Genomic DNA, 13,799 nt, shown 5'->3' with positions numbered 1-13,799 from the left:
CGGCCGTCAGGATGTCACGTCCACTCTAACGGTGTGGAATCCGGTGGCTCCGTCGGGTGCGGGTGGCCGCGCCGTTTCGTCCTGGGGCACACCCGTCAGGTCGGTGGCGCGGACCTGGACCTCATACTGCCCCGGGGTGAGGTCCACGGCCAGCTTCCACTGGTACCACGTGTCAACGGAGATGCCCGGGGCCAACTCTGCTTCCCGCCACGGTCCCCGGTTGATCCGCACTTCCACCTTCCCAACGCCGGTGTGCTGGGCCCAGGCAACGCCCGCCAGAACCACTGTTCCTGCGCTGACCGGGCGCCCGCTGCGTGGCACGTCGATGCGCGACGACGTCTTGATGGGCCCGCGCGCTGACCAGCCCCGCGGCGTCCAGTAGCCGGCGTCGTCAGCGAACCTGGTCACCTTGAGTTCGGTGACCCATTTCGTGGCCGAAACGTAGCCGTAAAGGCCGGGAACAACCAGGCGGACCGGGAACCCGTGCTCCAGCGGCAGCGGTTCCCCGTTCATGCCCACGGCAAGCAGGGCGTCCCTGCCGTCGGTAAGGACGTCCAGTGGCGTTCCGGCAGTCCAGCCATCGGTGCTTCGGGAGAGGACCATGTCCGCCCCCGGCTGGGGCACGGCAAGGGCCAGCAGTTCGCGCACCGGCCAGCCCAACCAGCGGGCATTGCCGATCAGGTCCCCGCCCACCCCGTTGGAAACGCAGGCGATGGTGATGTGGCGCTCGGTGAGGGGTTTCGCCAGGAGGTCGGCGAAGGAGAGCTGGACTTCCCGGGCCACCATTCCCGTGACTTTAATGAACCAGGTATCCGGGTTGACCGCCGGGACCGCGAGGGCTGTGTCGATCCGGTAGAAATCCGGGTTCGGAGTAACCAGCGGCGGCATGCCGGCCACGCCCGGGGCTGCGCCGGGCGGAATTGGCGGCGCCGGGGAAGCAGGCCCCGGAAGGACAAGGCGTGCCCTGGCTTCGCTGACCGCGACGGCGGCTCCGCGCCAGGCTCCCGCCAGCGCTCCGCCCACTGCAGTGGCTCCGGCGGCGACGCCAAGGGCCTGGAGGAAGCTGCGGCGGGAACCGGCAGCCGCGGCGCTTCCCGCCAGCACTCCGTCTTCGGGTCTTGCGTCTTCAGGCAGTACGGCTTTAGGCACTGCGTCTTCATGGCCTGCGTTTTCGGGTCTTGCGTCTTCCCATGCCTGCAGCCGCCTGGCCAGGAAACGCAACAGCACGACGGCGGCTGCCGCGGCCAGGAGCGGAAGCATGAGGGCCGCCGGGGTCACCTGGGACCGTGTCAGGACCGCTGCGACTCCGGCCAGGCCGAAGATGCCCATCACGGCAGCCCCGGAGAACCGCCGGCGGCGTTCAAGGACGCCGGCAAGTGCTGCCAGCACGGCAATGGCCAGCGCCATGCCCGCCAGGAGCGCAGCTTTGTCGGCCGTGCCAAAGAGGGAGATGGCCCAGTCCTTCACGCCGGGCGGGACGGCGTCGATGACAGCCCCGCCCACCGCGGTCAGCGGCGAAAGGGAGGGGCTGGCAAACCCCGCCAGCAGCTCACCGACCGCTACCCCGCCGGCCGCCGCAACGATCCCGGCAGCCGCAGCCCACCATGTCCCGGTGCGCCGGACTGCCTGGTGCCGGACGGGACTCTGCGCACGCTCCCCAAGGCCGGCGCCGGCGTCGTCCGCCCCGTGTTTTTGCCGGGAACTCCTCACAACTTCCAGCATAGATTCGCAGGCGGTTCCGGCGTGGAAGCTGTCAAGAAATCCTCTTCGGTGCTTCCGCGCCGGTCACAGGTGTGATGAGCGGCGCAACGTGGCGTAGCCTGAATTCATGAGTGTCCAGCTAGGCATGCCGCAGCCGCGGGAGGAAGCAGCATCGCCGCTGCCGGGTGTTCCCGCACGACGGCCCGCGGATGCCCCGGCGGGGCTGGCGGACCGGTATGGCCGCCGCGCCACGGACATGAGGCTGTCCCTGACGGACAAGTGCAATCTCCGCTGCACCTACTGCATGCCTGCCGAAGGACTGGAGTGGCTCGCCAAGCAGGCCGTGATGTCCGCGGCGGAAATCGTGCGGATCGTCAAGGTTGGCGTGGCGCAGCTGGGGGTCCGGGAACTGCGGCTGACCGGCGGCGAGCCGCTGGTCAGGCATGACCTCGTGGACATCATCGCGGCCCTGCGAACCAACCACCCGGACCTGCCCATCTCCATGACCACCAACGGGGTTGGCCTGGCCAAGAAGGCGGCCGCGCTCAAGGATGCCGGGCTGACCCGCATCAATGTGTCGCTGGATTCACTGCACGAGGAAACGTTCACCAAGCTGACCCGGCGCCCCTTCCTGGACCAGGTCCTGGCCGGGGTGGACGCCGCCTGGGCCGCGGGCCTGGGTCCGGTCAAGCTGAACGCTGTCCTGATGCGGGGCATCAACGACGCGGAGTCGCCGCAGCTGCTGGCCTGGGCGCTGGAGCGCGGGTACGAACTGCGGTTCATCGAACAGATGCCGCTCGACGCGGACCATGGCTGGACGCGCCGCAATATGATCACCGCGGCCGAGATCCGCGGACTGCTGTCCCGGGATTACGTCCTCACCCCCGATCCCCGGGCGCGTGACGGCGCGCCTGCGGAGCGTTTTGAAGTACGACGGCGGGCGGCCGGCTCTGCGGGTCCGGAAGGTCCCGTCCTGGGGACGGTAGGGATTATCGCCTCAGTTACCGAGCCATTTTGCTCAGACTGCCGGCGCACCAGGATCACCGCCGAGGGCCAGATCATGAGCTGCCTGTTTTCCCGCGAGGAGTTCGACCTGCTCGGCCTGCTGCGCGCGGGCGCCGGCGATGACGAGCTGGCGCAGCGGTGGCAGGACGCCATGTGGATCAAACCAAAGGCCCACGGCATGGACCACGTGGGACTGGACGCTCCGGACTTCGTCCAGCCGGACCGCAGCATGAGCGCCATCGGGGGCTGAAACGGATGCTGGTACGTTATTTCGCTGCCGCACGCGCCGCCGCGGGTTTCGAGGAAGAAAAGTTCCACCTGCCCGAGGGCGCCACTGTGGCGGACCTGCTGACAGCCGTCGCCGCCGTTCAGCGCGCCGAGCCCCCGGCCGGCACCCCGCCGCTGCCCCGGCTCCTTTCCCGGAGCAGCTTCCTGCTCAATGAGGTGGCCGTGCGGGACCAGGCAACGGTGCTGGGTCCCGACGACGTGGTGGACGTGCTGCCGCCTTTCGCCGGCGGTTGATGGTCAAGGGCCCTTGGGCGGCCCCGGCCTGATTGTCCGGCTTTGACTGTTCCGGCTGAGATTGTTCCGGCTGAAATTGTTTGGGCTTTGAATGTCAGACCCCCGTTGGATGATGTTTCCATGGGAATCGGCAGCGGGATGGGGGTGGCTTCGGAGGGCGTTCACGCCTGCGTTGCCGCCCCCGATGGTCTGAATGCCCTCGATGCCCTTAACGCACTGGATCGGGAGGACGCATTCCTGGCCGTCGGCGCCGGTGTAGGTCCCGGTGTTGATGTGCTGCAGCGACGGTATGAGATCCGGCTGGAACGGATGGAACTCCGGTCCCGGCTCACAGCGCAACTCGCGGCCGGACAGGCACAGGACGCCGCCGACGCCGCGGGGTTCCAGCAGGCCATGACTCCGCCGGACGCCTCCGTTCAGGACGGCACCTACGCCGAAATGTCAGTTGTCGAGGAGATCGCAGGGGTCCTAACCATCAGTTCCGCCGCAGCAGGCGCGTTCGTGGGCCAGTCCCGGCGGATCTGCTCCCTGCCGCCCGTGTTTGAGGCACTGTCGGCCGGGGCGGTGTCCTGGCAGCACGCCCGAATCGTGGCCGATGAGACCGAAGGCCTCACCGGTGAGGGTGCGGCGTCACTCGTGGCGCACTTCTTCGACCCCAACGCACCCCACCCCGCCCGCGGCGCCGCCCCCGGCGAGCTCGTCCCGTCCCGGTTCCGGGCCAAGGTCAGTGCCTGGAGGGAACGCCACCACCCCGACTCCATCGAGAAACGCCACGCCAAAGGCGTCGCGGACCGGCGGATGGAATACACCCCCGACCGGGATGGCATGGCCTGGGTTTCGCTCTACCTGCCAGGGGACACCGCCTGCGCCATTTGGAACCGGACCACCGCCACCGCCCGCGGCCTCCAAGGCCCCGACGAAGAGCGCACCCTCACCCAGCTCCGCCCCGACATCGCCGCCTCCCTGCTCCTGGGGGCCGGCATGAAGCCAGGAACCGGGGACACCGCCGCCCACCCCGAAGAAGACGGGCCCAGTCCCGGCCTTCAGGGCACACAGGCTGTCACCGGGATCGGGCACGTCCCTGCCCCGCGGGCCGATGTCCTGGTGATGGTGCCCGTATTCTCCTTCCTCGGCCTCACCGACGAACCCGCCACACTGGATGGTTTCGGACCCGTCCCGGCCTCCATGGCCAGGAAGTTGGTCGCGGACGGGGCCGAGTCGTTCTACCGGGTCCTGGTCGACCCGAGGGACGGGGCACCATTGGAGATCGGCCGCAATAACTACCGGCTCACCGAGGCCATCAAACGCTGGATCAGGATGCGGGATACCAAATGCACCTTCCCCGGCTGCAACAACAAGACCAGCGACAACGACACCGACCACCTCACCGCCTGGGAACACGGCGGCACCACCGGAACCAGCAACCTCGCACAGCTCTGCGCCAAACACCATTGACTCAAACACCACAGCAGATGGACACCCGACCCGGCCAACAAGAATGAACCACCCGGCTGGACCTCACCAACAGGACGCCACTACAACCCAGAGCACCCCGACCCCGAACCACCACTCTGGCCACCAGCGCTGGACCTTGTGGATGTGCTTCCGGATGCCGACGCCGCACTACTTGACATGGACCCGCATGGCAGCGAACCGGCCCCGGAAGAGTTCCTTGAGGCGGACGACATCCCGGTCGACGATCCCCTCTGGGAGGAGTTCTACTCGCGCCCGTTCGTGCTCCCGCCTGATCCGTTGAAGGACTGCTGGAACATGATGCAGTCCTGGCCATAGGGGGCGTCCGCCCCTACGCCCTCCCGCCACGGGTTCCCAACGCCATGGCCAGCAGTGACGCCCGGCTATGGACTCCGCAGCCTTGGAAGATCTGCTTGAACTGGTCCTGCACTGTGTAGGGGGTCACCCCTTGGACGTCCGCCATCGTTCCGGTGTCCACGCCGGCGGCGGCCAACAGCAGCAGCTCCCACTGACGGGGTGTCAGGCCAAACGATCTGGCAAACATGTCCAGCCGTTCCGACGGTGGGCAGCCCTGGACGGTTACAGCAAGCGGCGGCACGGAATCGCGCTGTCCCGGGTCCATCCGGGTTGCACGCAACAGGGCCCAGCGGCCTTGGCCGATATGAACCCTTGATTTCGCGTCGTGGGTATCCACGCCGGCTTCCCTTGCGAGCAGTTGGGCCGCAACATTCAACACCTCGGCAGGCACATGATGGTGGGGGGACGGCCCGGGCTGCAGCAACCGCAGCCATCCGGCGACCGATGCGGTCTGGCCGGCCACTGACAGATCTTCATCCAATGTCAGGACGGCCTGTTCCGGCAGTTCCGACTGGCCGGTTCCTGCCTGGAACTGCCGGGCGATGGAGCGCCGCAGTCCCGGAGTCAATTCCGCTGCCACCTGGGCAAGGTACGTGGTTTCGTCCCCGGTGAAGGGAGCCGCACGGCCCGTCCGCCACAGATCGAGCCATGCCCAGCACCCATGCTTGTCGGCAAAGACAACTGACAGCACGTCCCGGACATCGTAGTCCTTCATCACTCCCCTCCATGCCAGGTGGCGCGCGGGGTCGCCCTCGGTTGCATGCTGAAGGCTCTGTGCCGGGGACGACGAGCCCATCAACGCAGTCCACCGCGCGGGCCCGGAGAGGTATTTGAGCCGGATGAGTGCCGGCAACTCCCGGGGGCAGGGAATCCTGGCGCGGGGCGCCATTCCCACCGTGGTGCGGGGGTCGCAGAGCGGCCATACGAACGCATCGAAGGGCATCATCCTGGCCAGCTCTGCGAGCACGGTCCCCCGGAGGGCCTGGTGGTCCAGGCCGGAACCGGAAAGAACCCGCATGCGTTCCAGGCTGCGATCCACCGCCCCGGCCCTCTTCATGCCCCCAGTATGCACCGGCCTGCCGCAACGATACTGGTGGACGGGCCACCCAGAATTCTGGGATACCCGGTGGACGCGCGTCCGCCTACCTTGGGCAGTCTCATACATCTCGTCTTGGCTAACGGAAGAAGGGCTATTCCATGTACACACTGCAGATCGAACACTCCATCACCGACTTCCCCACCTGGAAATCGGCATTCGACCGGGATCCGGTGGGTCGGGCCGCCTCGGGCGTGCTGGCACACAGGATTGGCCAGCCAGTCGGAGACCCCCACTACATTGTGGTGGAGCTGGACTTCGCGGACCTGGACAAGGCAGAGCGGCTGCTGGCGAACCTCCATGAGCATGTCTGGCGCTCCCCTGCCAACGCCCCTGCCCTCGCTGGAGCACCCAGGACGCGCATCATCGAGGCTGCGCACTGAACCGCGCCTGCCCCGTGGAAGCGGCCCAGCCCAGGCGGAATAACTCAGACCAGGCGGAATAGCTCAGGCCCGCTGGAAGACTGAGCGCATGAACGGCCTGTAGGCCGCGCTTCGTCCGTCCGCAGCGGCGTTCCCACCTGCCGCGCCGCCGTCGTCGTCCTTGGCAACTGAACGCAACTCGGTGACGTGGGTCAGCACATCGTGGTCCACCACGAGGGAGTGGCGTGTCCAGCCGGCGTCGCTGTGGCGTTCGACGCGGAGGACGCCGTTGCGCCAGGTGCAGCGCGCGGCGGTGCCGGGCGGCACGCCGGTACTGTCCACGTAGTACCAGAGCACATCATGGTGGACCGGGTCCACCGTGAAGATGCCGTGGCCTTCAAAATGGCTGCCATCAGGTTCAACGTGTCGGTAGCTCTGCACCACGCCAAGTCCCCCGGCCACCCGGCTGTAGGTCACCTCCGCGTCAACGCTGCGTGCGGGCCCCCAAGGGCCTGCAGCGACCTGCGTCCGGCCCCGCCAGTGGCCCAGAAAGCCGGACAAGCCCGGATGTCCTTGCTCCATGCCTGAACCGCCCATCGCCACCCCTGCCGAAACAATCTCCTGAAACTCAGGATGGACTCTTAGGGGTGGCGGCGCCAGCTTCCGGCACCCCCAGCTTCCTGCACCGCCGGGTGTCCAGGAACGCCGGTTCGCTACAGTCCGAACGTCTCGGTCTCCTCGAACGGGCCAACCACCGTGACGGTCCGCGGGGCCGCGGCGAGTTCGGCAGCCAATTCCTGGACCTGTTCTGCCGTAACCGACTTGATGAGGCGCAGCGTCTCGTCAATGTCCTGGTATTCGCCGGACACCAGTTCGGCCCTGCCCAGCCGGGACATCCGGGAGCCCGTGTCTTCCAGGGCCAGGACGATGCCGCCGCCGAGCTGTCCCACGGCCTTGCGGAGCTCGTCGTCGGAGATTCCGTGTTCGGCGAGCTTGTCCAGCTCCACCGCCAGCAGGTCCAGCACCTGCCGGACCTTTGACGGCGTGCAGCCCGCATACATGCCGAAGTAGCCCGCGTCGGCATAGGACGAGGCAAAGGAGTAGGTGGAGTACACCAAGCCGCGCTTCTCGCGCACTTCCTGGAACAGCCTGGAGGACATGCCGCCGCCCAGCACCGCGTTCAGGACGCTCATGACGTAGCGGCGTTCGTCGGTGGCGACAATGGTGGGGCATCCCATGATGATGTTTGCCTGCTCCACCGCACGCTTGACCACGTGCAGGCCGGCGGTTCCCGTGATGAGGGCACGTTCGGTGGGACGCCGCTGTACCGGCGCCGCATCCGGCTCCAGCGACCACCCCGCGGCTTGGAGTGCATCCACCACAAGGCTGCAGACGACGTCGTGGTCCAGCCCGCCCGCGGCGGTGATGACCAGTTCCTCCGGCTTGTAGTACCGGCGGTAGTGCTCCCATACGGAGTCCCTGGCAACGGCTTTGATGGCCGCGGGGGTGCCGCCGATGGGGCGGCCAAGCGGGTGGCTGCCCAGGACCTTGGCCACGAAGTGCTCGTGGGCAACATCGGTGGGGTCATCGCTGTCCATGGCGATTTCCTCGAGGATGACATCCCGCTCCTGCTCCATTTCGGCAGGATCCAGCACAGCGCCGGTGATCATGTCAGCGATCACGTCGATGGCCATGGGCAGGTCCGAATCGAGGACCCGTGCGAAATAGCAGGTGCTTTCCTTCGCGGTGGCCGCGTTCGATTCACCGCCCACCTCGTCAAAGGCGGAGGCGATCTCCAGGGCCGTGCGGCGCTTGGTGCCTTTGAACAGCAGGTGTTCAAGGAAGTGGGTGGACCCGTGCTGGCCCGGAGCTTCGTCGCGGGAACCTACGCCCACCCAGAACCCGATGGTGGCTGACCGCTGGCCCGGCATCGCTTCAGTCAGTACCCGCACCCCTCCCGGCAGCACGGAACGCCGGACCTCGGACCCGCCGTCGGAGCCGTGGACCAGGGTGTCGCCGGCGTGGTTCTGCTCAAGCGGCAGGGGTACAACAGTCATTGATGCCTTTCAGGACGGGCAGCCGGATCTGGCTGCCATCGTAACAGCGGCGGGACCGGTGGATCATCCACCGGTCCCGCCGTTCCATGCTTGTGCCGGGAAGCCCGGGCTTGTTAGACCTCAGCGCCTTCAGCAGGCTCCGTGGCGTGGACGCGCTCGGAGTCGGCCGAAGCCTCTTCCTCGGCTACCACTGGGGAAAGCGAAAGCTTTCCGCGGTCATCGATCTTGGTGATCTCCACCTGGATCTTCTGGCCCACGGAAACGACGTCATCAACGTTGTCCACGCGCTTGCCGCCTGCGATCTTCCGCAGTTCCGAGATGTGCAGGAGGCCGTCCTTGCCCGGAGTCAGCGATACGAAGGCACCGAAGGTGGTGGTCTTGACGACCGTACCCAGGTAGCGCTCGCCGATTTCCGGAACCTGCGGGTTCGCGATGGCGTTGATGGCGGAACGTGCTGCGTCGGCAGACGGACCGTTGGTGGCGCCAATGTAGACGGTGCCGTCGTCCTCGATGGAGATGTCGGCGCCGGTGTCTTCCTGGATCTGGTTGATCATCTTGCCCTTGGGACCGATGACCTCGCCGATCTTGTCCACGGGGATCTTGACGGCGATGACGCGCGGCGCGAACTCGGAGAGCTCGTCCGGGGTGTCGATGGCCGAGTTGATGACCTCGAGGATGTGCAGGCGGGCCTCGCGGGCCTGCTTCAGCGCTGCGGCCAGGACTGAGGCCGGGATGCCGTCGAGCTTGGTGTCCAGCTGGATGGCCGTAACGAACTCGGAAGTACCGGCAACCTTGAAGTCCATGTCACCGAAGGCGTCTTCGGCACCGAGGATGTCGGTCAGGGCTGCGTAGCGGGTCTGGCCGTCCACCTGGTCGGAAACCAGGCCCATGGCGATGCCGGCGACGGCGGCCTTCAGGGGCACACCGGCGTTCAGCAGGGACAGGGTGGAGGCACAGACGGAACCCATCGACGTCGAACCGTTGGAACCGAGGGCTTCGGATACCTGGCGGATGGCGTAGGGGAATTCCTCGCGGGACGGCAGGACGGGCACGAGTGCACGTTCGGCCAGGGCACCGTGGCCGATTTCGCGGCGCTTGGGCGAGCCCACGCGGCCGGTTTCACCGGTGGAGTACGGCGGGAAGTTGTAGTTGTGCATGTAGCGCTTGCGCGTCACCGGCGACAGCGAATCGATCTGCTGTTCCATCTTGAGCATGTTCAGCGTAGTGACACCCATGATCTGGGTCTCGCCGCGTTCGAAGATGGCAGAACCGTGGACGCGGGGCAGGACCTCAACCTCGGCGGTGAGCTGGCGGATGTCCGTCAGTCCACGGCCGTCGATGCGGACCTGGTCCTTCAGGATGCGCTGGCGCACCACGTGCTTGGTGACCGAGCGGAATGCTGCGGACAGTTCCTTCTCGCGGCCTTCGAACTGGCCGGCGAGGCCGGCGAGGACCTCGTCCTTCAGTGCGTCGGAAGCGTTGTCGCGTTCCTGCTTGTCGGCGATCTGGAAGACGGCGGCGAGCTTGTCAGCGGCAGCGGATTCGACGGCGGCGTACGCGTCGCCCTCGTAGTCAAGGAAGACCGGGAACTCGACGGTGGGCTTGGCAGCACGTGCGGCCAGGTCAGCCTGGGCGTCGCAGAGTGCCTTGATGAACGGCTTGGCAGCCTCAAGGCCCTCGGCCACGACCTCTTCGGTGGGGGCGGTGGCGCCCTGTTCCTTGATGAGGTTCCAGGAGTTGTCCGTGGCTTCGGCCTCGACCATCATGATGGCGACGTCGTCACCGGCTACGCGGCCTGCGACCACCATGTTGAACACGGAGTTTTCCAGCTGGGAGTGCTTGGGGAAAGCAACCCACTGGGACCCGTTCTCGTCCGCAACCAGGGCAACGCGGACGCCGCCGATGGGGCCGGAGAACGGCAGGCCGGACAGCTGGGTGGACATGGAGGAGGCGTTGATGGCCACCACGTCGTAGAGCTCGTCCGGGTTAATGGCCAGGACGGTGACCACGATCTGGACCTCGTTGCGCAGGCCCTTGATGAAGGCCGGACGCAGCGGGCGGTCCATCAGGCGGCAGGCCAGGATGGCTTCGGTGGACGGACGGCCTTCGCGGCGGAAGAACGAGCCCGGGATGCGGCCGGCGGCGTACATGCGCTCTTCGACGTCGACCGTCAGCGGGAAGAAGTCGAAGCCTTCACGCGGGTGCTTGCCGGCGGTGGTTGCTGACAGCAGGGCGGTGTCTTCGTCGATGTACACCATTGCTGCGCCGGCCGCCTGCTTGGCAAGGCGGCCGGTTTCGAAGCGGATTACACGCTTGCCAAAGCGGCCATTGTCAATGACGGCTTCTGAGAACTGGATTTCGGGACCCTCCATAGAGAGTCACCTCCGTTTCTGGTTTACGGAAGTCCAGCCGCATCAACCCAGGCCAGCATCTGTCTACTGGCCCTGCACCCGGTCGTCAGTCGAGACCCACGGGCCGGGCTTCTGTCAACGAAGCCGTTCCCGGGGATCACTACCGAGGACCGCGAATGCGTGATGCGGTTGATCCTCCTGTTTAGTTTTTGGTTGTTACGGAGCAGCCCGGTCCAGGATGGCGCCGGGCTGCCCCAAAGCCAGACTAGCGGCGCAGGCCGAGGCGCTCGATGAGCGAACGGTAGCGGGCGATGTCAGTCTTCTTCAGGTAGCCAAGCATGCGCTTGCGGCGACCAACCATGCCCAGCAGACCGCGCTGGGTGTGGTAATCGTGCTTGTGCTCCTTCATGTGCTCAGTCAGATCCTTGATCCGCTGGGTCAGGACGGCAACCTGGACCTCGGGTGAACCGGTGTCGCCTTCGGCGGTTGCGTATTCCTTGATGATGGACTGCTTTACAGCGGCGTCAAGTGCCACAATAACTCCTTGGGATGTGCCGTGAGGGCCCAGGTCAGTAACTCACTGCCGGGTCTGCCGTGATCGTCCGCCCCGGTAATCCGGAAGGGGCCGCCACCAACAGGAACCAGCCGCCACGGACTGCAGCCGGATCCATCGTCCAGTTTACCGGGCCGGCCCTAACCTTGTCGAAACACGCGCGGCAGGATCACTGCGGGCGCTCAGCCTTGCAGCCTGTCCCGGATGGCGGCCATGCCGTGAAGCACTTCGGCGAAGCTGGTGCTCAGGGGTGACAGGCCCACCCGGATACCGTGCGGCGAGCGGAAGTCAGGGATGACGTCCCCGTCCCACAGGGCCTCGACGGTGGCCTTGGTGAAGTCCGCGTGGTCCACCGTGATGTGCCCGCCCCGCTCACCCGGGTTCCGTGGCGTGGCCAGTTCGGCTCCCAGGGGTGCCGGCCACGCGTCGAAGACCTCCACGGCGAAGGCGGTGAGGTCTTCGGACTTCGACCGGATCGCGGCCATGCCGGCTTCTTCGATGAGGTCCAGGGTGCCCTGCATGGCAATCATGCCGAAGATTGCGGGAGTGCCGCTGAGGAACCCGCGGATGCCCGTGGCCGGTTCGTAGCCGGCGGCCATCTCGAAAGCGTCTTTACGGCCCATCCAGCCCCAGATCGGCTGGTTCAGCGAGGGCAGGTGCCGGGCGTTGACGTAGGCGAACGCCGGGGAGCCGGGGCCTCCGTTGAGGTACTTGTAGGTGCAGCCCGCTGCGAAGTCCACGTCCGCGCCGTCCAGGTCGATCTCCACCGACCCGGCCGAATGGCAAAGATCCCACACCACCAGGGCCCCGGCGTCGTGCACTGCCGCGGTAATGCCCGGCAGGTCCGCAAGGTGGCCTGAGCGGTAGGCAATCTGGCTGAGGAGGACGACGGCGGTGCGCGGCCCGGTGGCCTGGCGCACCTGTTCAAGGGTCACCCCGCCGGCGGGATCCGGTTCGATCCAGCGGAGGGTCAGGCCTTCTTCGAGGGCGATGCCCTCCACCAGGTAGCGGTCCGTGGGAAAGTTCTCGGTGTCCAGCACCAGTTCGTTCCGGTCAGGGTCCGCCACGGCGGCGAGGGCAGCACGGATCAGCTTGTACAGCACCACGGTGGTGGAGTCGGCGATGATGGTCTGTCCCGGCGCTGCCCCCAGGACGGACCGGCCCAGCTGGTCCCCGATGGCCTGCGGCATGTTCAGCCACTGTTCGTCCCAGCCGCGGATCAGGCGGCCGCCCCACTGATCGCGGATGAAGGCGGCGACATCGTCCGCGGTCCGCTTCAGGGGCCTGCCCAGCGAATTGCCGTCCAGGTAGGACAGGGGCGTGTCCGTGCCGATGAAATGGTCCCGGTAGTGCGCCAGTGCATCCTTCCGGTCCAGCTCCCCGGCGCGCTGCCGGAGCGTTTCCGCTGTCACGCCGGTGGCGTTTTCCTGGTGGATGCTCATTGTCCGATCTCCGTCCTGACCGCGAATAGTTCCGGGAAGAAAGTCAGTTCCAGGGCCTTCTGCAGGAAGGTCACACCGCTGGATCCGCCGGTGCCGGTCTTCATGCCAATGGTCCGCTGGACGGTCCGCAGGTGCCGGAACCGCCAGAGCTGGAAATTGTCCTCCAGGTCCACCAGTTCCTCGCACGCCTCGTAGGCCGCCCAGTTATCGGAAGCGTTCTCGTAGATGTGCTTGAAGAGCGGGACCAGTTCCGGGGCGAACTCATGGGCCCGGGTGACGTCCCGGTCAAGGACGGAACGCGGCACATCGAACCCCTGCCGAAAGAGGTAGGCCAGGAACTCGTCGTAGATGCTGGGAGCAGCGAGCAGTTCCTCGAGCATGGCGTGGGCTTCAGGATCGGACTCGAAGACCGGCAGCATCTTGCGGTTCTTGTTCCCCAGGACGAATTCGACGGCCCGGTACTGCGCCGACTGGAAACCTGACGAGTTGCCCAGGAAGCCGCGGAACTGCGCGTACTCGGTGGGTGTCAGGGTGGCCAGCACGGACCACTGTTCCGTGAGGGTCTTCTGGATGTGCTTGACCCGGGCGATGCCCTTGAGCGCCGAGCCGAGATCGTCGCCGCGGAGCCAGGCGGATGCGCTGCGGAGTTCATGCAGGACCAGTTTCAACCACAGCTCCGTGGTCTGGTGCTGGATGATGAACAGCAGCTCATCATGGTGTTCGGGCTGGCTGACCGGCTGCTGTGCACTGAGCAGGGTGGGAAGCTGCAGGTAGGAGGCGTAGCTCATCCGCGAGCTGAAGTCGCGGACAATCCCCTCATCCAGCTTGCGGGTGTTCTTCTCGACGGACACGTCCTGCCTTTCGTTGTTGTCACCCGGTT

At 66.5% G+C, this 13,799-nt stretch carries 12 protein-coding genes and 1 pseudogene; 5 read left to right on the top strand and 8 right to left on the bottom strand.

Translation table 11 applies throughout. The features are described 5' to 3' along the window. Nucleotides 1-6: 6 nt before the first annotated feature. Complete coding sequence (locus ACR65J_RS02430) at nt 7-1,710, bottom strand: molybdopterin-dependent oxidoreductase (protein ID WP_440165711.1); 1,704 nt, start codon at nt 1,708-1,710, stop codon at nt 7-9. A gap of 118 nt (nt 1,711-1,828) precedes the next feature. On the opposite strand from ACR65J_RS02430, the gene moaA reads away from it, so the two are divergent. The 4 genes and pseudogenes from moaA (at nt 1,829) to ACR65J_RS02410 (ending at nt 5,019) form a co-directional block, all read left to right on the top strand. Further along, nucleotides 1,829-2,956, top strand: a complete 1,128-nt coding sequence (gene moaA, locus ACR65J_RS02425) for a GTP 3',8-cyclase MoaA (RefSeq protein ID WP_440165708.1) — start codon at nt 1,829-1,831, stop codon at nt 2,954-2,956. A 5-nt stretch (nt 2,957-2,961) separates the two neighbouring features. Continuing rightward, on the top strand, nt 2,962-3,228 hold the full coding sequence (locus tag ACR65J_RS02420) for a MoaD/ThiS family protein (protein WP_440165706.1): 267 nt from the start codon (nt 2,962-2,964) through the stop codon (nt 3,226-3,228). A gap of 120 nt (nt 3,229-3,348) precedes the next feature. Beyond that, a pseudogene (locus tag ACR65J_RS02415) lies at nt 3,349-4,812 on the top strand (HNH endonuclease signature motif containing protein); the annotation flags it as partial. A gap of 15 nt (nt 4,813-4,827) precedes the next feature. Further along, nucleotides 4,828-5,019, top strand: a complete 192-nt coding sequence (locus ACR65J_RS02410; protein ID WP_440165865.1) for a hypothetical protein — start codon at nt 4,828-4,830, stop codon at nt 5,017-5,019. Nucleotides 5,020-5,032: 13 nt separating this feature from the next. Here the strand turns inward: ACR65J_RS02410 and ACR65J_RS02405 are convergent, their stop codons facing one another. Beyond that, on the bottom strand, nt 5,033-6,115 hold the full coding sequence (locus ACR65J_RS02405; RefSeq protein ID WP_440165704.1) for a helix-turn-helix transcriptional regulator: 1,083 nt from the start codon (nt 6,113-6,115) through the stop codon (nt 5,033-5,035). A 140-nt stretch (nt 6,116-6,255) separates the two neighbouring features. Between ACR65J_RS02405 and ACR65J_RS02400 the strand changes: the two genes are divergently transcribed. Further along, the gene (locus ACR65J_RS02400) at nt 6,256-6,537 is read left to right on the top strand and encodes a hypothetical protein (protein WP_440165702.1); all 282 of its coding nucleotides are present in this window, start codon (nt 6,256-6,258) and stop codon (nt 6,535-6,537) included. Nucleotides 6,538-6,600: 63 nt separating this feature from the next. Here the strand turns inward: ACR65J_RS02400 and ACR65J_RS02395 are convergent, their stop codons facing one another. From ACR65J_RS02395 to kynA, 6 genes are all read right to left on the bottom strand, one after another. Then, nucleotides 6,601-7,077: a DUF1579 domain-containing protein gene (locus ACR65J_RS02395; protein WP_440165701.1), complete on the bottom strand. Its 477-nt coding sequence runs from the start codon at nt 7,075-7,077 to the stop codon at nt 6,601-6,603. 152 nt (nt 7,078-7,229) lie between these two features. Next, nucleotides 7,230-8,573, bottom strand: coding sequence for a M16 family metallopeptidase (locus ACR65J_RS02390; RefSeq protein ID WP_440165699.1), 1,344 nt, complete (start codon nt 8,571-8,573; stop codon nt 7,230-7,232). A gap of 113 nt (nt 8,574-8,686) precedes the next feature. Then, complete coding sequence (locus ACR65J_RS02385) at nt 8,687-10,945, bottom strand: polyribonucleotide nucleotidyltransferase (RefSeq protein ID WP_440165697.1); 2,259 nt, start codon at nt 10,943-10,945, stop codon at nt 8,687-8,689. Between the two features lie 244 nt (nt 10,946-11,189). Next, nucleotides 11,190-11,459, bottom strand: a complete 270-nt coding sequence (gene rpsO / locus ACR65J_RS02380; RefSeq protein ID WP_285245402.1) for a 30S ribosomal protein S15 — start codon at nt 11,457-11,459, stop codon at nt 11,190-11,192. Between the two features lie 200 nt (nt 11,460-11,659). Continuing rightward, nucleotides 11,660-12,919 carry a kynureninase gene (locus ACR65J_RS02375; RefSeq protein ID WP_440165695.1) on the bottom strand — a complete coding sequence of 420 codons (1,260 nt, stop codon included), beginning with the start codon at nt 12,917-12,919 and terminating at the stop codon, nt 11,660-11,662. Beyond that, on the bottom strand, nt 12,916-13,770 hold the full coding sequence (gene kynA / locus ACR65J_RS02370) for a tryptophan 2,3-dioxygenase (RefSeq protein WP_440165693.1): 855 nt from the start codon (nt 13,768-13,770) through the stop codon (nt 12,916-12,918). Before kynA ends, ACR65J_RS02375 begins: the two co-directional genes overlap by 4 nt. Between the last annotated feature and the right edge of the window lie 29 nt (nt 13,771-13,799).

The organism is Arthrobacter sp. SAFR-044 (assembly GCF_059414985.1).
Note: the sequence above shows the minus strand (reverse complement) of the source record. Positions and strands in the feature narration are given on the sequence as shown.